The organism is Streptomyces sp. NPDC055632 (genome assembly GCF_053618675.1).
The window spans coordinates 158,692-178,574 of the sequence record NZ_JBSHHY010000010.1; the positions used below are offsets into that span (position 1 = coordinate 158,692).

Here is a 19,883-nt window from a genome sequence, read left to right on the forward strand (position 1 = left end):
GGCGACGTGCCGTCGTGATGACGGCCACATGAAAGCACACCCGCTAAGTACTCAGTAAGTGATCTGAGCCACATGCCTCCGAGGAGTCCCCGGAGGCGGTCTCCCGGCTCTCGGGGCCACCTATGCTGGCGCGCGTGAGCAACCACCCGGCAGGCAAGACGCAGCGTCCGCCCCGCACGCCCCGCAGCGCGGAGGCCAAGCAGCGCCGGCAGGACATCCTGCACATCGCCATGGACACGTTCGCCGCCCGCGGTTACCACAACGCGCCGATCCAGGAGATCGCCGACCGCGCCGGACTCACCCAGGCCGGGGTCCTGCACTACTTCCGGACCAAGGCCCAACTGCTCACCAGCGTCCTGGAACTCCGCGACCAGACCGACATCGAGCAGCTCGGGCCCGACCGGCCGCGCGGGACGGAGTTCCTGCGCCACCTCGTCGACACCGCCCGCCGCAACGCCGAGCGCGAGGGCATCGTGCGCCTGTACGCGGTGCTCTCGGCCGAGTCCGTCACCGACGACCACCCCGCGCAGGCCTACTTCCGCGACCGCTACACCGGACTGCGCGCCTTCGTGGCCGACGCGCTGCGCGAGGCGGGCGGCCTCGCCGACGACGACGCCCGCGTCGAGCCGGCCGCGAGCGCGATCATCGCCGTCATGGACGGCCTCCAGGTCCAGTGGCTCCTCGCGCCCGACGCGGTCGACATGACCGTGTCGACGGAACTCGCCCTGAACTCCCTCCTCACCACGCTCGCACCGGACCGCTTCCCCGCCGAGGGGTGAGCACGTCCGGTCGCGGCCGACCGCACGGAGGGGAACGCGCCGTGGAACCGGCCGAGGAGACCGCGGCCCGCCGGGAGGAGCCGACCGCCCCCGACCGGCCGGGATACCGGGCCGAGCCGTCGTACGACCCCGGCCGGAGCCGGATCTTCCCGGCCCCGGTCCCGCCGGAACTGCGGGCCCTGGGGGACGTGGTCCGGGCGGCCGACCGGCCGGTGCGGCTCGCCTTCCGCGCCTCCCGGGTCGCGCTGCTCGACACCCTCTGCCGCTGGCAGGCGCTGCGCGCGCTGGCGTACACGCGCCTGCTGGCCGTCCGCGGCGGGGACGAACGGCTGTGGGCCGACCTGCGGGTGACGCCCGGGCCGGAGACGGCCGCCGATCCGGGACTGCCCGAGCTGCTGGCGCGCCTGGAGCGGGCCGCGGCGGAGCTGCCCGTGGAGCTGCTGGACGCGGTCGTCCGCGACGCGGGCGGACTGCTCGGGGACAACCGGTTCGCGGCGCCGGTCCTGGCCGCCGGACTCACCGCCGACTCCCGGCCGGACGACCGGGACGAGGCGGTCTCCCGCGCCGTGGTGCTCACCGGCTACTGGTACGAGGTGCCCGGGTCGCGCGGCGCGCCGGCCCTCGCGTGGAGCGCGAACCTGTTCGTCCGTTCCTGGCTGTGGTGGTCGGGGCGGTTCGTGTACGGCGATCCGGAGGGCGGCATCGGCATCGCCTCGGACCCCCGCCCGCCCCTGCCCGCCGCGTCCGCCCTGCCGGAGTGGGCGGCGCCCCTGCTGGACCGTGTCGGGCGGGGAGAGGGCTCGGCGCCGTGACGGACGCGTGACGGACGCGGAGGACCGGGGGCGGGGGCCCGGGCGCGGTCAGCGGCTCGCGTACGGCAGCAGGGCCATCTCGCGGGCGTTCTTGATCGCGGCGGCGAGGGCCCGCTGCTGCTGGGCGGTCACGCGGGTGACGCGGCGGCTGCGGATCTTGCCCCGGTCGGAGAGGAACCTGCGCAGCAGGTCGGTGTCCTTGTAGTCGATGTACGTGATCCCGGCCGCGTCCAGCGGGTTGGGTCGGGGCTTGGCGGGCTTGCGGGGGTCGGGGCGTCGGGCCACGGCGGTTTCTCCTTCGGTGGACGTGTCGTGCGTGTCGTACGGCGGGGTCAGGCGGCGTCGAGCAGCGGGGCGAAGGCCGCGGGCAGGCGCTTCCAGGACTCCGGCCCCGACGCGTACTCCGCGTCGGTCAGCAGGCAGGAGTCGAGGAGCCGTTCGAGGCCGTCCCGGTCGAGGCCGGGCGAGGTGAAGACGAGGTGCTGGCAGCAGTCGCCGTGCTCGGCGTGCCAGTCGAGCGCGGCGGCCGCCCGGCGCACGGGCGGGACCATCTCCCAGGCCGCGTCCGGCAGCGAGGCGAGCCAGGGCCCGGCGCTCTCCACGCACAGCGCCCCGCCGGCCGCGTCCCAGGCGAGCAGCGTGTCCGGGCGGTCGGCGAGCCAGAACCGGCCGCGGCTGCGGGCCGCCGCGCAGCACAGGTCCTCCAGGGCCTCGTAGAGGCGCTCGGGGTGGAAGGGACGTCGGCGGTGCCAGACGAAGGTGGTCACGCCGGCCTCGTCCGCGTCCTGAGGCAGGAGCGCGCACGCGGGGTGCTGGGCGGCCGCGGCGGCCTCGACGTCGAAGCCCGCGAAGGCGGCCCGGGCGAGGTCGGCCGAGGCGGCCGGCACGCGGCGGGCGGTGGGGTGGAGCTGGGCGAGGAGGGCGTGGTCCTCCTCGTCCGCCTCGGCGCTGTCGACCACGGCGAGGACGGGGGCGTACTCCAGCTGGCGGGCCCAGGTGTCGCCGACGGTCCGCCGGTCGGTGGGGGCGGCGGCGAGCCCGGCCTCCGCGAGGTCGTCGCCGTTGGCGAGGTACGGCAGGACGAGCGCGGGGTCCACGGCGGTGATCACGCCCGTCACGGACAGGCGGTCCCCGCCGTGTCCGGCGATGACCTCGGCCATGGCCTTCGGCTCGACCGAGTCCCACAGCTCGACCACCGCGAGCCGGGTGAGGCCGTCGCCCGCCAGGCGTTCCAGCTCGGGGACGAGGTCCTCGCGCAGCGCGCAGCAGGCGCAGTCGTTCACCAGCGGCGTCTCGCCCCGGGAGACGGGCCCGGAGGCGTCCCGGACGAGGCGGAGCACGGTGCCGTCGGGGGCCGAGGCGAGGTCGTGGTGGAGCGCCACGCTCCCCGGGACGGCCCGCAGGAGGCGGTCGACGACCTCCTTGCGGGCCTCGGCGTGGAGCCCGGCGACGATCACGACGGGCAGTTCACGGGCGTACGGCATCAGCGGGCTCCGTAGCGGCGCTCGAAGCGTTCCACGCGGCCGGCGGTGTCGAGGACGCGGGCGGTGCCGGTGTAGAAGGGGTGGCTCGCCGAGGAGATCTCGACGTCGACGAGCGGGTAGGTGTGGCCGTCCTCCCAGTCGATCGTCTTGTCGCTGGTGATCGTGGAGCGGGTGAGGAAGGCGGTGCCGGAGGCCGAGTCGCGGAAGACGACGGGGCCGTAGGCGGGGTGGATGCCGGGCTTCATGGCGGGGACCTTTCGGCGGTGGGGGTAGGGGACGGGGTCAGCGCTCTTCGCGGAAGTCGACGTGCCGGCGGGCGACGGGGTCGTACTTGCGCAGCACCATGCGGTCGGGGTCGTTGCGGCGGTTCTTGCGGGTGACGTAGGTGAAGCCGGTGCCCGCGGTGGAGCGGAGCTTGATGACGGGGCGGATCTCGTTGCGTGCCATGGGGCTAGTATATGACAACGGTTTTCATTATCGAAAACCGCCCGACCCCAGAACCGTCCCCGAGAGGTGAACCACCCATGTCCGCCCACTGCCAACTGACCGGCGCCAAGCCGGGATTCGGCAACTCCGTCTCCCATTCACACCGGCGCACCTCGCGCCGCTTCGACCCGAACGTCCAGCGCAAGCGCTACTGGCTGGCCAGTGAGGGGCGCCACGTCCGCCTCACCCTGAGCGCCAGGGCGATCAGGACCGTGGACGTGATCGGCGTCGAGGCCGCCGTGGCCCGCATCCGGGCGCGGGGAGGGAAGGTCTGATGGCGAAGAAGAGCAAGATCGCGCGGAACGAGCGGCGCAAGGAGGTCGTCGAGCGGTACGCCGCCCGGCGCGCCGAGCTCAAGGAGATCATCCGCCGCCCGTCCACCGCCCCGGCGGAACGGGAGGCCGCGCAGGCCGAGCTGCGCCGGCAGCCGCGCGACGCCAGCGCCACCCGCGTGCGCAACCGCGACGGCGTGGACGGGCGGCCCCGGGGCTATCTGCGCGCGTTCGGACTGTCCCGGGTGCGCACCCGGCAGCAGGCGCACGCGGGCTTCCTGCCCGGGGTGACCAAGTCGTCCTGGTAGGCCCCGACACCGGTCCGGCCGCGCCGCTCGCGGGGCCGGACCGGTGCGTTCGGAGACGAGGGCGGACCGGCGCGCCCGAGCGCGGGGGGCCGGAGCGTGAAGGCGGGACCTCGAATTGAAAATGGCAGCCATTTTCATCTAGCCTCTCTTCCGCACACCCGCCCCCTCCCCCAGGAGTCCACGATGGCCGTCCCCAAGCGCAAGACGTCCCGCAGCAACACCCGTCACCGCCGCGCCCGGTGGAAGGCGACCGCGACGCAGCTCGTGCCGGTCACGGTCGACGGCACCGTCCACCGGGTCCCCCAGCGGCTCGTGAAGGCGTACGAGCGCGGACTCCTCCGCCCCGAGGGCTGAGCACGCGCCCCCGTACGACCGCCCGACGGAAGCGGCGGTCCGAGACTCCGGGCCGGGCGGTGGTCGCAGCCACGGCACCGTCCGGCCCGGTACCTCCCGGCGCGACCGTCGGCCCGCCCCTCCCGCCGGCCCCTCCCCGGCCGGGCCCTCGTGGCGCTCTTGTGAACGGCTTCCCGCCGGTGGAACGATGCGACCGCACCGATCGCCCGACCGGAGGGACCGTCGTGACCGACGATCAGCAACGACCGCCCGCGGCGGTCGTGTTCGACGCGCTGGGAGCGGAGTACGAGAAGGCGTTCGCCGGTTCCGAGGCGCACCGGCGCTCGCTGGAGCGGCTGCTCGGGCGGCTCGCGCCGGGCAGCCGGGTCCTCGACGTGGGCAGCGGCACGGGCCGGCCCACCGCCGGGACGCTCGCGGACGCCGGTCACGAGGTGCTGGGCGTCGACGTCTCCCCCGTCATGGTGGAGCTGGCGTCCCGTCAGGTGCCGGCCGCCTCCTTCCGGTGCGCCGACATCCGGGACCTGCCGCTCGACGACGCCTCGTTCGACGCGGTCTGCGTGTACTTCTCCCTGCTCCAGCTGGACCGGCGCGAACAGACGGAGACGGTGCGGCGGCTGGCCCGGGCGCTGAGGCCGGGCGGTCATCTGGTCCTGGCCACCGTGCCGCTGGACGTGGAAGGGGTGGAGGCCGTCTTCATGGGGCAGCCCGTGCGCGTGACCAGCTTCACCGCGGCGGACCTCGCCGCCGTGGCCGAGTCCGCCGGTCTCGACGTGCTGGAGCGCGAGGAGACGCTGTTCACCCCGGCCCATCCGGACGCCGGTCCGGAGCCGCACGTGTTCCTGGACTGCCGCCGGCGCCGGGACGACGCGGCGGACGGCGCCTGACGGCACGGCGCACGCCGCGGGACCCCGCGCCGGGGCCCGCGTCAGCGGCCCGTGGCGGAGCCGTACCCGGTCATGCGTTCCGGCCCGCGTCGGGGCCGTCGTGGGTGGCGGCGCCGGAGTCGTCGAACACGTCCCGCTTGTGGTCCTTGCCCTGGTCGAGGCTGGCGATGACGGGGTGGTTGAGGTCGAAGGCGGGCGACTCGGAGCGGATGCGCGGGAGGGTGACGAAGTTGTGGCGGGGCGGCGGGCAGGAGGTAGCCCACTCCAGGGAGCGGCCGAAGCCCCACGGGTCGTCGACGGTGACGCGGGGGGCGGTCCTGGCGGTGTTCCAGACGTTGTAGAAGAACGGCAGGGTGGACGCCCCGAGCAGGAACGCGCCGATGGAGGACACCGTGTTGAGCGCGGTGAAGCCGTCGGCCGACAGGTAGTCGGCGTAGCGGCGCGGCATCCCCTCGGCGCCGAGCCAGTGCTGGACGAGGAACGTGGCGTGGAAGCCGACGAACAGGGTCCAGAAGTGGACCTTGCCCAGGCGCTCGTCGAGCATCTTTCCGGTCATCTTGGGCCACCAGAAGTAGAAGCCGGCGAACGTCGCGAAGACGACCGTGCCGAAGACCACGTAGTGGAAGTGGGCGACGACGAAATAGCTGTCCGTGACGTGGAAGTCCATCGGCGGCGAGGCCAGGATGATCCCGGTCAGACCGCCGAACAGGAAGGTGACCAGGAATCCGATCGACCACAGCATGGGGGTCTCGAAGGAGAGCGACCCGTTCCACATCGTGCCGATCCAGTTGAAGAACTTCACCCCGGTCGGGACCGCGATCAGGAAGGTCATGAAGGAGAAGAACGGCAGCAGCACCGCCCCGGTGGCGAACATGTGGTGCGCCCACACCATCACCGAGAGTCCGGCGATCGCGATGGTGGCCCCGACGAGGCCCACGTAACCGAAGATCGGCTTGCGGGAGAAGACCGGGAAGATCTCGGTGACGATGCCGAAGAACGGCAGCGCGATGATGTAGACCTCGGGGTGCCCGAAGAACCAGAAGAGGTGCTGCCACAGGAGCGCCCCGCCGTTGGCGGGGTCGAAGACGTGCGACCCGAACCGGCGGTCCGCCTCCAGGGCGAACAGGGCCGCGGCCAGGACGGGGAAGGCGAACAGGACGAGCACCGAGGTCAGCAGGACGTTCCAGGTGAAGATCGGCATCCGGAACATCGTCATGCCGGGTGCGCGCATCCCGATGATCGTGGTGATGAAGTTGACCGCGCCGAGGATCGTGCCGAAGCCGGTGAGCGCGAGCCCCATGATCCACAGGTCGCCGCCCACGTAGGGCGTGTGCTCCGCGCCACTGAGGGGCGTGTAGGCGGTCCAGCCGAAGTCCGCCGTCCCCTGGGGGGTGAGGACCCCCGCGAAGACGATGACGCCGCCGAGGAGGAAGAGCCAGTACGAGAACATGTTCAGGCGCGGGAAGGCCACGTCGGGCGAGCCGATCTGCAGGGGCATGATCGCGTTGGCGAAACCGGCGAAGGTGGGGGTGGCGAACAGCAGCAGCATCACCGTCCCGTGCAGGGTGAAGAGCTGGTTGTACTGCTCGGGGGAGACGATCTGCAGGCCCGGCCGCGCCAGCTCCGCCCGGAGCACGAGGGCCATCAGGCCGCCCAGCAGGAAGAAGACGAACGACGTGATCAGGTAGAGGTGCCCGATCTTCTTGTGGTCGGTCGTCGTCAGCCAGTCCACGACGGCCTTCCCCCGGCTCTTCCTCCTCACGGGCACGAGGGCGGGCGGCTCCGTGGAGACGGTCATGGGAACTCCTGCGGGGGCTCGGGCGGACGCACGCGGCAGGGCGACCGTAGACCAGCTTTTTCCGCAAACCGATCAAATACGGACGTGTGGGCGAAATCGTTTCATCGCACGAGCCGTGACCTGCGGCGTTCGTCCCTCCGGGAGAAAAAGCACCCGCACGGCGGGTACGGGCGCGGGACCGTCGCGCGTTCCGGACGGTTTCCGTCGCGCGGTTCGGGGCACACGCGCGGAACGGAACATGTGTTCCCCGTACGGAACTTCGGGAACTCAGGGCTTCAGGGCTTCGGAACAAGGAGACGGTCGATGCGGATGGCGCACCCCCTGGTGCTGGAGAACCTCGTCGAGCAGTACGGGATGCTGCGGGCCCTGTACGCCGAGAGCCGCTCGGTCGAGGCCCGCCGGCAGATCGAGGACCTCACCCACACCTTGTGCGCGTCCACCGGCGCCCGTGACATCGACGCCGCCCTCGCCGCCGCCCGCCATCAGCTGGCCCGCGCCCGCTCCGAGAGCGACTTCGCGCTCATCGGCTGAGCGCGCGGCCGGATCCGGAGGACAACCGCCCGGAGGGACGGACGGCGGGGGCGCCGAATCCGCCGTGCTGAAGTCCGCCGTGCTGAAGAACGGCAGCGTTCCGTTTCGCCGCCTTCTGTATGGTTATAGGCAGTTCATGACGTATGCCTCTGATCTCGACGGTCATGGCCCTACGAGCGGAACCGTGCTGCGGGCACTGGAACGCGTACTGCCGTCGGCCTCGGGCCCCGGCAGGGTCCTTCGCGCCATGGACCGCGTGGAGCGCTCCACCGTCCTCGACGGGCCGGCCGGGCGTCTCGGCCGCGTGGTCCGGGCGCTCCCCCTGGGCCGGGCGAGGGACGCGCTGCACGGGCGTTGGCTGGGCCATCCCGCCCATCCGGTGATGGTGCAGCTGCCGATCGGCGCCTGGTTCTCGGCGGCGGTGCTCGACATGCTGCCGGGACAGCGACGGGCGGCGGGCGCGCTGATCGGCGTGGGGCTCGCGGCCGCGGCCCCGGCGGCCGTGGCGGGCTGGGTCGACTGGGCCGAGCTGCAACGCCGGCAGATGCGGGTCGGGCTGGTGCACGCGGCGGCGAACGCCACGGGAGTGGGGCTCTACGCGGGGTCCCTGGCCGCCCGGGTGCGGGGTCGCGCCGCTCTGGGCAAGGCCCTGGGGTTCGCGGGCCTGACGGTCGTCGGCGTCGGCGGCGCGATCGGCGGCCATCTGGCCTTCCGGCAGGCCGCGGGCGCCAACCGCACCGCGTCGGTGCCGGATCTGGTGGAGCCGGGCTGGCACGGGATCGGACGGATCGCGGACCTGCCTCTCGGGCAGGCGGTCCGGCGGCACGTCGACGACGTGGCGATCCTGGTCGTACGCGAGAGCACGGACCGCGTGCACGTCCTGGTGGATTCGTGCAGTCACGCGGCCGGGCCCCTGTCCCGGGGCACGATCGAGGACGGCTGCGTGCGCTGCCCGTGGCACGGCAGCGTCTTCCGCCTGGAGGACGGCTGGAACGTCGGCGGCCCCGCGACGGCTCCCCAGCCCGTTTTCGACACCCGCGTCGTCGACGGCCGGGTCGAGGTGAGGCTGCGCGCCCCGGAAGCGTAGAACGGCGCCCCCCGGACGGGCGTGACGTCTCCGTCGTACGGGACGCACGGGCCGTGGACACCGCTCGGCGGAGACCGCTGCCGTGAACCGCGTCGTGTGCGGGAGAGCGGCCGCGTACGACGGGTCGGGAAGGCGCTCCGGCGCGTGGGACGGCCTTCGCTCCGGCCCCTCTCAGAGATCCGGGGTCACGTGCCGTCCGGCCCGTGACCCCGCGTACGCGGCGATGCGGAGCGACCGGAGGCGGTCGACAGGACGGAAGCCCGGCAGGGGGGCGAGGTAGGGATCGAACGCGCCACCGTCCGGAGAGGGCCGGGAGCCCTGCCCGTGGAGGGTGAGCCGGGCCAGGGGCCGCCAGGTCCCGGTCTCTCCGAAGCAGAGCTGGAACACCATGGGCCGTGCGGCCGTGACCGCTCCCACCGCCACGGGGTCGGCGGGGATCCTCCGGGTTCCCGGAACCGGGAACGCGGCCACCACCCCCCGCCTCCCCCCGACGACGTACGGCAGGAGGGTGGAGTACGGGCCGGCCGTAGCGGACGTGCGGAGGAACGGCACGTGGCGGGCCCACCGGCCCCGTCCGCCGGTCGTCAGGAGGAGGTCCAGGAAGCGGCCCGGCCCGCCCGCGTCCTCCACCCGCAACGCGAGGCCCAGTCCGTCCGGCAGCGGGTGCGGCAGCCCGGCGCCCCGGGACCATCGGGCCGTCACCTCGTAGGAGCCGGGAACGTCGAGCCACGGCACGTCCCAGCGGTCCCGGCGGCCGGGTACGACGAGGCGGCCCGCGAGGGCGGTTCCACGGGGGTGCAGGGCGGGCCGGTTCCCTCGGCGGCGGGCGGCGGTCCGTGCGGTGCGGAAGGCGATGCGGTCGAGGCGGTTCATGCGACTTTCCGTTCCTGGTGCCGACGGTGACACGGGCGATGCCCGACACCACCGTCGTCTGCCCAGAATCGCGCCGGCCGACCGGATCGCCCCGGACGAAGGACGATGCGCGCGGACGGGGGGTGCTCAGTCGTCGGCGATCTGCAGGGCCAGGACGAAGTGTTCGCCGTCCGTTCCCGCGAGCAGGCTGTCGAACAGCGGGGTGAGGCCGTTCACGGCGCCGCACTCGGCGTCGTGGTTGGTCCACCAGGCGGCCTCCGGCCCGAGCAGGGACGCCACCCGGGCCGCCCCGCGCTCGGCGGTCTCCGCGGGCAGGTGCCGGTGGCTCGGCCAGACCAGGTCGACGGTCGCGAGCCGGGTCAGGAACGCGGCGGCCTCGCGCGGCTCCAGCGGTTCCAGCGCGGCGCGGATCCCGGGTGTCGCCGGCGGGACGTACCCGGGCAGGAAGCGGCGCCAGGCCTCGTCCTCCGCGACCTCGGCGAGCAGCGTGCGGATGCGGGCCGCCAGCTCCGGCAGGGCGGGTTCCGGCCCGGTGAGACGGCCGGCCGCCACGTACACCCGCGTCGGCACCGACAGCTCCGCCATGCCGGCTTCCAGCCCGGCCAGGACCTCTCGGGATGTCACAGCGGGATTCTGCCGTACTCCAGGGCCCGGGGCTCCGGGGCGTCGGGCGCGCACGGGCGGGCGCATGGTCGGACGGCTCTCGTCAGACCTTGCGGGCCAGCAGGTGGATCTCCTGGAACTGCCGCCGGTCGGTCGGCTCCGGTTCGCGGACCGTCCGGGCCGTCTCGGCGAGTCCGTACTCGCGCAGCAGTGCGGAGAGGTGGTCGGGCCACCAGCGGTGGGCCGGCGCGACCGCGTGGTCGAAGACCTGCGTCGGGTGCGCCGGTCCCTCGCTTCCCGAGAAGGCGATCAGGAGGTGGCCGCCGGGGGCCAGTACGCGGTGGAACTCCGTGAGGATCGGAGGGAGTTCACCCGGCGGGGTGTGGATGACGGACCAGCGCGAGAGCACGCCGTCCAGCGCGCCGTCGGCGATGTCGAGGGCGTCCATCGAGCCCACGTCGAACCGCAGGTGCGGGTGGGCCCGGCGGGCCAGCTCGATCATCGCGGGAGAGGCGTCGACGCCGGACGCCTCCAGGCCGAGGCGGTCCAGGTGGGCGGTGACGTGACCGGGCCCGCAGCCCAGGTCCGCGACCCGGCCGCGCCCGTCCGCGCGGACGACCTCGGCGAAGACGTCCAGGACCGCGCGGTCCAGGGGGCGGTCCCGCAGCGTGTCGCGGAACATCTCCTCGTAGGTGGCGGCGACGGCGTCGTAGGCCTCGCGGACGGTACCGGGAGCATCGTGTTCGACCATGCCCGCGACAGTAGTCCGGGGCGGGACGGTGGAGCACGAGGGCCTCCCGGCCCGGCGCGGGCGTCCGCCGCCGCACCGGGCCGGGAGGCCCTCGCCCGTCGTCGCGGCTCAGAGGGCGCCGACGATGTCCTCGACCCGGGCCTTCGCGTCGCCGAAGAGCATCGAGGTGTTCTCCTTGAAGAAGAGCGGGTTCTGCACGCCCGCGTACCCGGAGGCCATCGAGCGCTTGAACACGATGACCTTGCCTGCCTCCCAGACGGTGAGGACCGGCATGCCGGCGATCGGGCTGCCGGGGTCCTCGGCCCCGGCCGGGTTGACCGTGTCGTTGGCGCCGATCACGAGGACGACGTCGGTCTTGGCGAAGTCGTCGTTGATCTCGTCCATCTCCAGGACGATGTCGTACGGCACCTTGGCCTCGGCGAGGAGCACGTTCATGTGGCCGGGCAGGCGGCCGGCGACCGGGTGGATGCCGAACCGCACGTCGACGCCCTTGGCGCGCAGCTTCGAGGTGAGCTCCGCGACCGGGTACTGGGCCTGGGCGACGGCCATGCCGTACCCGGGCGTGATGACCACGGACCGGGCCGAGCCGAGCAGTTCGGCGGCGCTCGCGGCGGTGATCTCGGTGTGCTCGCCGTAGTCGACGTCCGAGCCCGACGGCGCCTCGATGCCGAAGCCGCCGGCGATGACCGAGAAGAAGGAGCGGTTCATCGCCTTGCACATGATGTAGCTCAGGTAGGCGCCGGACGAGCCGACCAGGGCGCCGGTGATGATCAGCAGGTCGTTGCCGAGCAGGAAGCCCGAGGCGGCCGCGGCCCAGCCGGAGTAGCTGTTGAGCATCGAGACCACGACCGGCATGTCGCCGCCGCCGATCGAGGCCACCAGGTGCCAGCCGAGGGCGAGCGCCAGGACCGTCACCACGATGAGCAGCCACAGCTCCGGCGTGATCACGAACCACACCGTCAGGGCGACGAACAGGGCGAGCGAGCCGAGGTTCAGGACGTTCTTGCCCGGCAGCACCAGCGGCTTGGAGTCGATCTTCGCGGCGAGCTTCAGGTACGCCACGACGGAGCCGGTGAAGGTCACCGCGCCGATGAACAGGCCGATGAACACCTCGGCGTGGTGGATGCCGAGGGTGCCGAGCGCGTCCAGGGCCTTCGCCTCGTGGCCGTCCGGGTCGTGCTCGACGTTCAGGAAGCCGTTCCAGCTCACCAGGACGGCGGCCAGGCCGACGAAGGAGTGCAGCAGCGCGATGAGTTCGGGCATGCCGGTCATCTCGACGCCGCGGGCCCGCTGGAGGCCGATCAGCGCGCCGGTCAGCATCGCGACGCCCATCAGGCCGAGGCCGGCGGTGCTGACGTCGCCGTCCACCGCGAGCACGACCGTCGCGACGAGCGCGACGCCCATGCCGAGCATGCCGAAGGCGTTGCCGAGCCTGGCCGTCTCGTGCTTGGAGAGTCCTGCCAGCGCGAGGATGAACAGCAGCGCGGCAACGAGGTAGGCCGCCTGGGCGGCAATGGTCGCAGACATGTCAGCTCCGGTTGAACATGGCGAGCATGCGACGCGTCACCGCGAAGCCGCCGAAGACGTTGATACTGGCCAGGAGGATCGCCACGGACGACAGCACCGTGACCGCCGCGCTGGTGTGGCCGATCTGGAGGAGCGCACCGACGACGATGATCCCGGAGATCGCGTTCGTCACCGACATCAGCGGTGTGTGCAGCGCGTGGTGCACGTGGCCGATGACGTAGTAGCCGATCACGATCGCGAGGACGAAGACCGTCACGTGCGGGAGCAGCGCCGCCGGCGCGAACGCGGCGAGGAGGAAGAGGGCCAGGGCGCCGAGGGCCACTCCGCCGAACCTCTGCCCCGCCGTCATCGGCGCCTTCTTCGGCGCGGGCTCCACCGCGGCCGCCGCGGGCGCGGGGGCCGGGGCCGCCGAGACCTGGACCGGCGGGGGCGGCCAGGCCGACTCGCCCGCGCGCACGACGGTGATCGAGCGCTGCACCGGGTCGTCCCAGTCGAGGACGAGCCGGGCGTCCTTCTCCGGCGTCATCAGCTTCAGCAGGTTCACCAGGTTCGTGCCGTACAGCTGCGAGGCCTGCGCGGGCAGTCGGCCCGCGAGGTCGGTGTAGCCGATGATCGTCACGCCGTTCTCCGTGACGGTCTTCTCGCCCTTCACGGTGCCCTCGACGTTGCCGCCGTTGGCGGCCGCCATGTCGACGATCACCGCACCCGGCTTCATGCTCGCCACCATCTCGGCGGTGATCAGCGTCGGCGCGGGGCGGCCGGGGATCAGCGCGGTGGTGATGACGATGTCGACCTCGCGGCACTGGGCCGCGTAGAGCTCGACCTCGCGCGCCTTGTAGTCGTCGCCCATCTCCTTGGCGTAGCCGGTCTTCGAGACCTCGACCTCGGGGGACTCGATCGACAGGTACTCGCCGCCGAGGGAGCGGACCTGGTCGGCCACCTCGGGCCGGGGGTCGGTGGCGCGGACGATCGCGCCGAGCGAGCCCGAGGCGCCGATCGCCGCCAGGCCGGCGACGCCGGCGCCCGCGACGAGCACCTTCGCGGGCGGCACCTTGCCGGCCGCCGTCACCTGGCCGGTGAAGAACCGGCCGAACTCGTGCGCCGCTTCGACGACGGCCCGGTAGCCGGCGATGTTCGCCATCGAGGACAGCACGTCCATCGACTGGGCCCGGCTGATGCGCGGCACGGCGTCCATCGAGAGGGCGGTGAAGGGGCGCCGGACCAGGTCCTCGACCATCTCCGGGTCGAAGGCCGGGGCGAACAGGGCGATCACGGTCGCCTCGGGCCGGACCCGGTCGAGCTGGGACGGGGCCGGGGCGTTGACCCCGAGCACCACGTCCGCGGCCACCGCGTCGCCCACGGTCGCGCCGGCGGCCTCGTAGGCGCTGTCGGTGAAGCCGGCCGCGACGCCCGCGCCCTGGTCGACGACCACGTCGTACCCCAGTTTGCGGATCTGTTCGACGGTGGCCGGCGTGGCCGAAACGCGACTCTCACCTGCCCGCGCTTCCTTGAGGACTCCGACAATCACGAGTGTTCTCCGTTCGCTGCTCTGGCCGTCAACGGCGTGTTCCCGACTCGATCAAGAAGTGCGCGCCCGCGATGGTCCGGAGCACGCCGCTCAGCTTGACCGCCGGGGCTCTCCTTGAACAGCACCCGCTGGTGAGGCACACGCAACACTTGACGGACCGGCTCCCATGCCCCACGCGACGGCGTGCGGGCGGGAGTCGCGACCGCCGGAGGGGCCCGTGGCGGCGCCGTCGCCACGGCCGAAGGGACACGTGACCATACCGTCGCCACGGCCGGAGAGAGCCGTGGCGGCGCCGTCGCCACGGCCGGAGAGAGTTGTGGCCGTGCCGTCGCCACGGCCGGGGGCTCAGCCGATGCGGGTCCCCCGGCCGCTCACCCGGACGCGCGGGTCGCCCGCGCGCAGCGTCACCGTGAGCTCGCCGGGGCGGCCCAGGTCCTCGCCCTGGCGCAGGGTGAGGACGGCGTCCTCGGGGACGAGCCCGAGGTCACGGGCGTAGGCGCCGAACGCGGCGGCTGCGGCGCCGGTCGCCGGGTCCTCCACGACGCCGCCGACGGGGAACGGGTCGCGGACGTGGAAGACGGTGGCCGATTCCCGCCACACCAGTTGGACCGTGGTCAGGTCCAGGCGCCGCATCAGGGCTTCGAGGCGCGCGAAGTCGTACGCGAGGTCGGCGAGTCGGGCGCGCGTCGCCGCCGCGAGGACGAGGTGGCGGGCGCCGGCGAAGGCGATGCGGGGCGGGAAGGCCGGGTCGAGGTCGGCGGCCGGCCAGTCGAGCGCGGCGAGCGCCTCCGCGAGGTCGGCGCCGTCGACCGCCTCGACGTGCGGCTCGACGCTGGTGAGCGTGGCCCGGAGCGTCCCGCCCTCCTCGGTCACCTCCACCGGCACGGTGCCGGCGCGCGTCGCGAACACCAGCTTCCCGGGGCCCTCCCGCTCGGCGAGCGCGATGGCGGTCGCGACGGTGGCGTGCCCGCAGAACGGCACCTCGGCCCGGGGGCTGAAGTAACGGATGCGGTACGCCCGCTCCCCCGGGCCGCCGAGTCCCTCCGGGGGCGCGGTCAGGAACGCGGACTCCGAGTATCCGAGGTCGGCCGCGACGGCGAGCATGTCGCCGTCGTCCAGTCCGGTGGCGTCCAGAACGACGCCGGCGGGGTTCCCGCCGTCGGGAGCGCCGGAGAAGGCGGTGTAGCGCAGCACCTCGGGCCGCGGCGGGTTCGTCGTCATGGTCGTGGCAACTCCGGGCGGGTCCGGGGCTATTCCTGGGCTCGGACGTGGATCCTGGGAGACCCGGACGGGGGTCCTGGGAGAAAGGCCGGGGGGTCGTCGGTCGCGGGAAGTAGGTCCCTCGCCCCAGGCGCCCTTCGGGTTCGCCTGCCTAGGGTCGGTCCTCATGGAGACCACGGAGATCATTCGCCGCACGACGGCGGAGCGCGTACGCGACACCCTGGGGCGGCTCGCCGCCGAGCGGGACATATGGGTGTCGACGGCGCACCCCGACCACGGGCCGCACCAGGTGCCGCTGTGGTTCCTGTGGGACGGACGGGCGGTGTGGATGTGTACCGCCGCCGCTTCCGCCACCGCGCGGAACGTCCTCGCGGAGCCCCGCGTACGCCTGGCGCTGCCGGACACCCACGACGTGGTCCTGATCCAGGGCGGGGCGGAGTGCTTCCCGGACCGGGAGGTGCCCGAGGACGCGGCGCGGGCGTTCACCGCCACGTTCGGATGGGACCCGCGCGCGAAGGAGGACTCCTTCCTGTACGTACGCGTGGTCCCCGAGACCGTGCGCGCGTGGCGCGGCGAGCGGGAGCTGCGCGGGAGGGTCGTCATGCGCGACGGGGACTGGCTGGGGTGAGGGCCGGGCCGGGGCCGGCCGCACCTGGCAGGTACCTCTCCGGCCCCTGCTCGCCCGGCCCCCGCTCGCCCCGCGCCCGGCCGCCCGTCACCCCTCCGGCCCCCGCTCGCCCCGCGCCCGGCCGCCCGTCACCCCTCCGAGCGGTCTGCGGCCCGTACCCCTTCCCGGCCTCCGCTGAGCGGCGACTCCCACGCGGGGTCGTGCCGGGCCCTTCTCCCGAGGTGGGCGAGCAGGTGGTCCGCCGTGGCGGGGGCGGTGCGCGGAGGCGCGCCGACCGCCACCAGCGCGGCGGCGACCCTCGCCGGCGCCTCCTCCGGCACGTCCGGGTCGGTGAGGAGGGGAAGGAGCAGCAGAAGGCGGGAGGCGGGGTCCTGGACGCCTTCGGCCGCGGAGGACGGGCTGTCGGCGATGCCGGTCAGTTCGCGCCACGTCAGCCCGGCGCCCGTGAAGTCCCCGTCCCAGCCGGCGATCCGCCGGGCGCGGCTCCCGTCCGGTTCGGTGAGGAGGTAGTCGGTGCCGTACTCGCCGATCAGGTTGCGGTAGACCACGACGGCTCCGGGGCCGGTCTCGGACGGCACCCGGAAGACCGGCCACCGTTCGGGATCGAAGAGGACCTCGGACAGGGCGTCGGCGTCGGCGCCGTCCTCACCGAACCACTCCGGAACCGGCCGCTCGGCGCAGGCCCCGTCACCGCACAGCACCGGAAGGTGGTTGGACCAGAAGCCCGGACGGTCCAGCAGCGGTTCGCCCGCCGTCGGCGGGCCGTCGTCGTATCCCTCGATCAGCATTCCTCGATCCTGCCACCGACCGGAAGCGTCCCGGGGGCCTGTCCCGACCCTCCTTGCACCTTCGTCACCACTGGTGTCACCATTGGTTCGAAATGATGTGGCACGACGGGAGGGCGGCATGGTGCTCAAGGCGCGAGGACTCGGAGGCACGGCGGTCACGGCGGTCGCGGGGGCCGGCCTGACGGCGGGGGCGGTGTGGCTGTGGCGCAATCAGGGGGCGGTGGCCACGGGGCGGCCGGTCAACGAGTGGACGTTCACGCACATGTCGGCCCTGATGCCCACCGACACCGTGCCCCGGTCCTCACGGCCGCGGCCGTTCGTCCGGCGGACGCGGCCCCTGGAGTGCTCGTACGCGTTCGACGGGCGGCGGCGCACGCTGGAGGAGCTCCACCGCCGCACCCACACCACCGGGTTCGCCGTGGTCCACCGCGGCGTCCTGGTCCACGAGAGCTACCCCGGCCGCTTCGCCTCGCCCGGTTCGCGGTTCCAGGTGTTCTCGCTGACGAAGTCGGTGACGTCGATGCTCGTGGGCATCGCCCTGGAGGAGGGCGCCCTCTCACTGGACGACCAGGTGGTCTCCCACCTCCCCGAGCTGGCCGGTTCCGCCTACGACGGGGCGACGGTCGGGCACCTCCTCGACATGTGCAGCGGCGCCGGCGGCGTCGAGGACTACACCGACCCCGACGCGCCGATCAACCGCTTCGAACGGGCGGTGACCGGGGGCGGATCGGTCCTGGACGTCCTGCGCTCGCTGCCGCGCGCCGCCGAGCCCGGGACCGCGTTCAACTACTCCACGCTCGACACCCAGGTACTGGGCCGGGCCCTGGAGGCGGCGACGGGCGTGCCGCTGGCCCGCTACGCGGCCCGGAGCCTGTGGGACCCGGTCGGGGCGGAGAGCGACGCCTACTACTTCCTGACCCGGGGGCGTCCGCGCACCGCGCTCGGCGGCGGTTCGCTCAACGCGACGGTCCGGGACCTGGCACGGCTCGGGGTGCTGATGGCGCACGGCGGGGTCCGGGACGGGAGGCAGGTCGTGCCGGCGGCGTGGGTCGAGCGCAGCCGGGGGGCGGGGCTGCCGCACCTGGAGGTCGGCGCCCTCGGCGGGGACCTGCCCGCCCACTACGGGTACGCGAACCAGTGGTGGACGCTGGGCGGCGAGCACCGCGCCTTCACCGGCCTGGGCATCCACGGGCAGTTCCTCTGGGTCGATCCCGTCGCGGACGTGGTGGTGGTGAAGACCAGCGCCTGGCCGACGGCCGACGATCCGGAGCGGGACGCCGAGACGGTGGCCGCGCTCACCGCGCTCACCGCCCGGCTGGGCCAAGGCGGCTAGGACCTGCCCGACCCCGATCCGCCGGACAGGCCCCGGGCGGACCGGAGAAGCCCTGGTGGCGGCCGGTAGCATGGCGGCCATGACGGAATCCACAGGGCGGGGCGGGCCCCCGGGGAAAGCCCGTCGTGGCCGTCCGCCGAGCACCGCCCTGAACCAGAAGCGCATCCTGGACACGGCCCTCGCCCTGGTGGAACGCGAAGGCCCCGACGCGTTGACGCTCCGCCGTCTCGGCGCCGAACTGGGCACGAACCACACCGCGGTGCTCCGGCACTTCTCCGGCAAGGACGAGATCCTGCTCGGCCTCGCGGACCGGCTGGTCGAAGAGGCCCTCGACGGCTTCGCGCCCGCGGACGACTGGCGGCGGACGCTGGAGGCGCTGGCGCGGCGGATGCGCGCGGCCTGCCTCGCCCACCCCCAGGTCGCCCTGCTCTCCACCACCCGGGTCTCCCGGCGCGCCGCGGAGTTCCGGGGCGCGGACGCGGTCGTCGGCGCGCTCCGCGCGGCGGGCCTCGGCGAACGGGACGCGGCCCGCTACTACCGCTCCCTGGTCGACACGGCCCTGGCGCTCTCCTCCTACGAGGCCGCCTCGGCCGCGCTCGACGGCCGCGCCAGGGAGGGCGACAGGATGGCCTGGCGCCGGGAGTACCTCGCCGTCCCGCCGACGCTCTATCCCCACCTGGCCGCCGTCGCGCCGCACTTGGCCGAAGCCGACGACGACGACCAGTTCGAGACGACGCTCGGGCTGCTCCTCGACGCGATCGCCGCGCGCGTGGACACGGCCTGACCGAGCCGACGGCGACGGCGACGGCGACGGCGACGGCGGGGTCATTCCTGCGGCGCGGGCGGCGTCTCGTCGACGAGGTCCCCGTCCAGCAGGTCGTACAGCGTGTCGGCCGACGGCATGGTGGACGTGCGACCGGTCAGGTCCGCGGGGGCGGTCATGGCCGTGCCCGCGGCGAAGGCGCCGGTGAACAGTGCGGTTGCGATGAGCTTCTTCAAGGTTTCTGCGTCCGTAGTGACGGCGGCGGAACGCCCCGTCGGGGTTCGGGGCCCGCCCCGGTGGGCAGTCCCGGAGCGGAGTCGCAGATACGTTCCTGCGGGAGCTTCGGGACGGCTCGGGCGAGCAGTGGTGGGTTGTGGTCGTTCTCGGAATTCCAGACTCACCAACGACTTCGACCGCGATAGGGAACGACCCGTTCGGGTGATCTCGCCCACCGCTCCGGACGGACCTCCGGCACACCGCACGGTGCCCCGACGCCCGAACGGGCGGATCGAGATCGTGGCCGCCGCCGTCCACGCCGGCCCACGTCCGATCGCCTCGTACCCCCTGCGGGGTCATCGGCTCCAGAAGGGCCGCGGCACCCGTCAGCGGCGGCCCGCCGTCCCCTCCCGCTCGTCCAGGGCGGCCAGGAGGCGGCGGAGGGAGGCGCGCGTGGCGCGGATCTCCTCGTCGGGGAGGTCCGCGAAGAGGGAGCGGTGCCGCTCCCCGGCCCGCGCGGTCACGCGGGCGAGCGCGTCCTCGCCGGCGGGCGTCGGCGTCAGCAGGGGCGAGGCGCGGTGGTCCGGGTTCGCGGCGAGGTCGGCGAGTCCGAGCGCCACGAGGTCGTTGGCGACGCGCTGGACGTTCTGGCGACTGACGCCCAGGCGCCGGGCGGCCTGGGGGGCCGTGAGCGGCTCCTCGGACACGACGCTCAGCAACTGCCACCGCGCCTGGGTGAGCCCCTCCGCGGCGGCGGTCTCCTCGCCCAGCCGCCGTAGCGCACCGGCCGCCTCGTAGACGTCGGCGATCAGCAGGGCCGCCTCGTCGGGCATCGCACACTCCCCTCTCTTGACAAC

25 protein-coding genes are annotated in these 19,883 nt (G+C 73.6%); 11 read left to right on the forward strand and 14 right to left on the reverse strand.

The genetic code is table 11. The features are described from left to right. The first annotated feature begins 215 nt into the window (after positions 1-215). Together ACWGSR_RS16135 and ACWGSR_RS16140 are read left to right on the forward strand one after the other, a co-directional pair. Entirely contained in the window at positions 216-779 is a 564-nt protein-coding gene (locus ACWGSR_RS16135) for a TetR/AcrR family transcriptional regulator (protein WP_453567058.1), read from the forward strand. A gap of 41 nt (positions 780-820) precedes the next feature. Then, positions 821-1,591, forward strand: coding sequence for a hypothetical protein (locus ACWGSR_RS16140; protein ID WP_453566981.1), 771 nt, complete (start codon positions 821-823; stop codon positions 1,589-1,591). Positions 1,592-1,639: 48 nt separating this feature from the next. Here the strand turns inward: ACWGSR_RS16140 and rpsR are convergent, their stop codons facing one another. The 4 genes from rpsR to rpmG are packed head-to-tail and all read right to left on the reverse strand — an operon-like array spanning position 1,640 to position 3,522. Beyond that, positions 1,640-1,876, reverse strand: coding sequence for a 30S ribosomal protein S18 (rpsR, locus tag ACWGSR_RS16145; RefSeq protein ID WP_366374259.1), 237 nt, complete (start codon positions 1,874-1,876; stop codon positions 1,640-1,642). 47 nt (positions 1,877-1,923) lie between these two features. Further along, on the reverse strand, positions 1,924-3,075 hold the full coding sequence (locus tag ACWGSR_RS16150; RefSeq protein ID WP_453566983.1) for a CobW family GTP-binding protein: 1,152 nt from the start codon (positions 3,073-3,075) through the stop codon (positions 1,924-1,926). After that, on the reverse strand, positions 3,075-3,320 hold the full coding sequence (locus ACWGSR_RS16155; RefSeq protein WP_401295343.1) for a type B 50S ribosomal protein L31: 246 nt from the start codon (positions 3,318-3,320) through the stop codon (positions 3,075-3,077). The genes ACWGSR_RS16150 and ACWGSR_RS16155 overlap by 1 nt, the downstream gene beginning before the upstream one ends. Positions 3,321-3,357: 37 nt before the next feature. Beyond that, on the reverse strand, positions 3,358-3,522 hold the full coding sequence (gene rpmG, locus ACWGSR_RS16160; RefSeq protein WP_030493469.1) for a 50S ribosomal protein L33: 165 nt from the start codon (positions 3,520-3,522) through the stop codon (positions 3,358-3,360). Between the two features lie 77 nt (positions 3,523-3,599). Between rpmG and rpmB the strand changes: the two genes are divergently transcribed. From rpmB to ACWGSR_RS16180, 4 genes are all read left to right on the forward strand, one after another. Continuing rightward, complete coding sequence (gene rpmB / locus ACWGSR_RS16165; protein WP_453566985.1) at positions 3,600-3,836, forward strand: 50S ribosomal protein L28; 237 nt, start codon at positions 3,600-3,602, stop codon at positions 3,834-3,836. Next, positions 3,836-4,141 (forward strand): 30S ribosomal protein S14, encoded by a 306-nt coding sequence (gene rpsN / locus ACWGSR_RS16170; RefSeq protein ID WP_453566987.1) that lies wholly within the window; start codon positions 3,836-3,838, stop codon positions 4,139-4,141. Before rpmB ends, rpsN begins: the two co-directional genes overlap by 1 nt. A gap of 183 nt (positions 4,142-4,324) precedes the next feature. After that, positions 4,325-4,495, forward strand: a complete 171-nt coding sequence (gene rpmF, locus ACWGSR_RS16175; protein ID WP_366374251.1) for a 50S ribosomal protein L32 — start codon at positions 4,325-4,327, stop codon at positions 4,493-4,495. A 224-nt stretch (positions 4,496-4,719) separates the two neighbouring features. Beyond that, the gene (locus ACWGSR_RS16180; protein WP_432126794.1) at positions 4,720-5,379 is read left to right on the forward strand and encodes a class I SAM-dependent methyltransferase; all 660 of its coding nucleotides are present in this window, start codon (positions 4,720-4,722) and stop codon (positions 5,377-5,379) included. Positions 5,380-5,449: 70 nt separating this feature from the next. Here the strand turns inward: ACWGSR_RS16180 and ctaD are convergent, their stop codons facing one another. Continuing rightward, entirely contained in the window at positions 5,450-7,177 is a 1,728-nt protein-coding gene (ctaD, locus tag ACWGSR_RS16185) for an aa3-type cytochrome oxidase subunit I (RefSeq protein ID WP_453566990.1), read from the reverse strand. Positions 7,178-7,480: 303 nt separating this feature from the next. On the opposite strand from ctaD, the gene ACWGSR_RS16190 reads away from it, so the two are divergent. Together ACWGSR_RS16190 and ACWGSR_RS16195 are read left to right on the forward strand one after the other, a co-directional pair. After that, entirely contained in the window at positions 7,481-7,708 is a 228-nt protein-coding gene (locus ACWGSR_RS16190) for a DUF5133 domain-containing protein (RefSeq protein WP_453566992.1), read from the forward strand. Positions 7,709-7,844: 136 nt separating this feature from the next. Further along, positions 7,845-8,795, forward strand: a complete 951-nt coding sequence (locus ACWGSR_RS16195) for a Rieske 2Fe-2S domain-containing protein (RefSeq protein ID WP_376230892.1) — start codon at positions 7,845-7,847, stop codon at positions 8,793-8,795. Between the two features lie 171 nt (positions 8,796-8,966). On the opposite strand, the gene ACWGSR_RS16200 is transcribed toward ACWGSR_RS16195, so the two are convergent. The 6 genes from ACWGSR_RS16200 to ACWGSR_RS16225 form a co-directional block, all read right to left on the reverse strand. After that, complete coding sequence (locus ACWGSR_RS16200; RefSeq protein WP_376230891.1) at positions 8,967-9,668, reverse strand: phosphodiesterase; 702 nt, start codon at positions 9,666-9,668, stop codon at positions 8,967-8,969. A 126-nt stretch (positions 9,669-9,794) separates the two neighbouring features. Then, complete coding sequence (locus tag ACWGSR_RS16205) at positions 9,795-10,292, reverse strand: hypothetical protein (protein ID WP_376230890.1); 498 nt, start codon at positions 10,290-10,292, stop codon at positions 9,795-9,797. A gap of 82 nt (positions 10,293-10,374) precedes the next feature. After that, positions 10,375-11,022: a class I SAM-dependent methyltransferase gene (locus ACWGSR_RS16210; RefSeq protein ID WP_376230889.1), complete on the reverse strand. Its 648-nt coding sequence runs from the start codon at positions 11,020-11,022 to the stop codon at positions 10,375-10,377. Positions 11,023-11,130: 108 nt separating this feature from the next. Next, positions 11,131-12,549, reverse strand: coding sequence for a Re/Si-specific NAD(P)(+) transhydrogenase subunit beta (gene pntB / locus ACWGSR_RS16215; RefSeq protein WP_376230888.1), 1,419 nt, complete (start codon positions 12,547-12,549; stop codon positions 11,131-11,133). A gap of 1 nt (position 12,550) precedes the next feature. Then, on the reverse strand, positions 12,551-14,077 hold the full coding sequence (locus ACWGSR_RS16220) for a Re/Si-specific NAD(P)(+) transhydrogenase subunit alpha (protein ID WP_376230887.1): 1,527 nt from the start codon (positions 14,075-14,077) through the stop codon (positions 12,551-12,553). Positions 14,078-14,422: 345 nt separating this feature from the next. Next, positions 14,423-15,298, reverse strand: coding sequence for a PhzF family phenazine biosynthesis protein (locus tag ACWGSR_RS16225; protein ID WP_453566996.1), 876 nt, complete (start codon positions 15,296-15,298; stop codon positions 14,423-14,425). Positions 15,299-15,464: 166 nt separating this feature from the next. Here ACWGSR_RS16225 and ACWGSR_RS16230 point away from each other — a divergent pair, with 166 nt between their 5' ends. Further along, positions 15,465-15,926 carry a pyridoxamine 5'-phosphate oxidase family protein gene (locus ACWGSR_RS16230; protein ID WP_453566998.1) on the forward strand — a complete coding sequence of 154 codons (462 nt, stop codon included), beginning with the start codon at positions 15,465-15,467 and terminating at the stop codon, positions 15,924-15,926. A gap of 128 nt (positions 15,927-16,054) precedes the next feature. Here the strand turns inward: ACWGSR_RS16230 and ACWGSR_RS16235 are convergent, their stop codons facing one another. Further along, entirely contained in the window at positions 16,055-16,714 is a 660-nt protein-coding gene (locus ACWGSR_RS16235) for a hypothetical protein (protein ID WP_453567000.1), read from the reverse strand. 118 nt (positions 16,715-16,832) lie between these two features. Between ACWGSR_RS16235 and ACWGSR_RS16240 the strand changes: the two genes are divergently transcribed. Together ACWGSR_RS16240 and ACWGSR_RS16245 are read left to right on the forward strand one after the other, a co-directional pair. Beyond that, positions 16,833-18,047: a serine hydrolase domain-containing protein gene (locus ACWGSR_RS16240; protein WP_453567002.1), complete on the forward strand. Its 1,215-nt coding sequence runs from the start codon at positions 16,833-16,835 to the stop codon at positions 18,045-18,047. Positions 18,048-18,126: 79 nt separating this feature from the next. Further along, positions 18,127-18,831, forward strand: coding sequence for a TetR/AcrR family transcriptional regulator (locus ACWGSR_RS16245; RefSeq protein WP_376230882.1), 705 nt, complete (start codon positions 18,127-18,129; stop codon positions 18,829-18,831). A gap of 41 nt (positions 18,832-18,872) precedes the next feature. On the opposite strand, the gene ACWGSR_RS16250 is transcribed toward ACWGSR_RS16245, so the two are convergent. Continuing rightward, complete coding sequence (locus ACWGSR_RS16250; protein ID WP_376230881.1) at positions 18,873-19,046, reverse strand: hypothetical protein; 174 nt, start codon at positions 19,044-19,046, stop codon at positions 18,873-18,875. A gap of 366 nt (positions 19,047-19,412) precedes the next feature. Further along, entirely contained in the window at positions 19,413-19,859 is a 447-nt protein-coding gene (locus ACWGSR_RS16255) for a MarR family winged helix-turn-helix transcriptional regulator (RefSeq protein ID WP_376230880.1), read from the reverse strand. Between the last annotated feature and the right edge of the window lie 24 nt (positions 19,860-19,883).

Coding starts and splice junctions, on each gene's coding strand:
- ACWGSR_RS16225 (WP_453566996.1), bottom strand. CDS start 15,298: ATGACGACGAACCCGCCGCGGCCCGAGGTGCTGCGCTACACCGCCTTC.
- ACWGSR_RS16195 (WP_376230892.1), top strand. CDS start 7,845: ATGACGTATGCCTCTGATCTCGACGGTCATGGCCCTACGAGCGGAACC.
- ACWGSR_RS16245 (WP_376230882.1), top strand. CDS start 18,127: ATGACGGAATCCACAGGGCGGGGCGGGCCCCCGGGGAAAGCCCGTCGT.
- ACWGSR_RS16200 (WP_376230891.1), bottom strand. CDS start 9,668: ATGAACCGCCTCGACCGCATCGCCTTCCGCACCGCACGGACCGCCGCC.
- ACWGSR_RS16230 (WP_453566998.1), top strand. CDS start 15,465: ATGGAGACCACGGAGATCATTCGCCGCACGACGGCGGAGCGCGTACGC.
- rpmG (WP_030493469.1), bottom strand. CDS start 3,522: ATGGCACGCAACGAGATCCGCCCCGTCATCAAGCTCCGCTCCACCGCG.
- ACWGSR_RS16155 (WP_401295343.1), bottom strand. CDS start 3,320: ATGAAGCCCGGCATCCACCCCGCCTACGGCCCCGTCGTCTTCCGCGAC.
- rpmF (WP_366374251.1), top strand. CDS start 4,325: ATGGCCGTCCCCAAGCGCAAGACGTCCCGCAGCAACACCCGTCACCGC.
- ACWGSR_RS16255 (WP_376230880.1), bottom strand. CDS start 19,859: ATGCCCGACGAGGCGGCCCTGCTGATCGCCGACGTCTACGAGGCGGCC.
- ACWGSR_RS16190 (WP_453566992.1), top strand. CDS start 7,481: ATGCGGATGGCGCACCCCCTGGTGCTGGAGAACCTCGTCGAGCAGTAC.
- ACWGSR_RS16210 (WP_376230889.1), bottom strand. CDS start 11,022: ATGGTCGAACACGATGCTCCCGGTACCGTCCGCGAGGCCTACGACGCC.
- pntB (WP_376230888.1), bottom strand. CDS start 12,549: ATGTCTGCGACCATTGCCGCCCAGGCGGCCTACCTCGTTGCCGCGCTG.
- rpsN (WP_453566987.1), top strand. CDS start 3,836: ATGGCGAAGAAGAGCAAGATCGCGCGGAACGAGCGGCGCAAGGAGGTC.
- ACWGSR_RS16235 (WP_453567000.1), bottom strand. CDS start 16,714: ATGCTGATCGAGGGATACGACGACGGCCCGCCGACGGCGGGCGAACCG.
- ctaD (WP_453566990.1), bottom strand. CDS start 7,177: ATGACCGTCTCCACGGAGCCGCCCGCCCTCGTGCCCGTGAGGAGGAAG.
- ACWGSR_RS16150 (WP_453566983.1), bottom strand. CDS start 3,075: ATGCCGTACGCCCGTGAACTGCCCGTCGTGATCGTCGCCGGGCTCCAC.
- ACWGSR_RS16240 (WP_453567002.1), top strand. CDS start 16,833: ATGGTGCTCAAGGCGCGAGGACTCGGAGGCACGGCGGTCACGGCGGTC.
- rpmB (WP_453566985.1), top strand. CDS start 3,600: ATGTCCGCCCACTGCCAACTGACCGGCGCCAAGCCGGGATTCGGCAAC.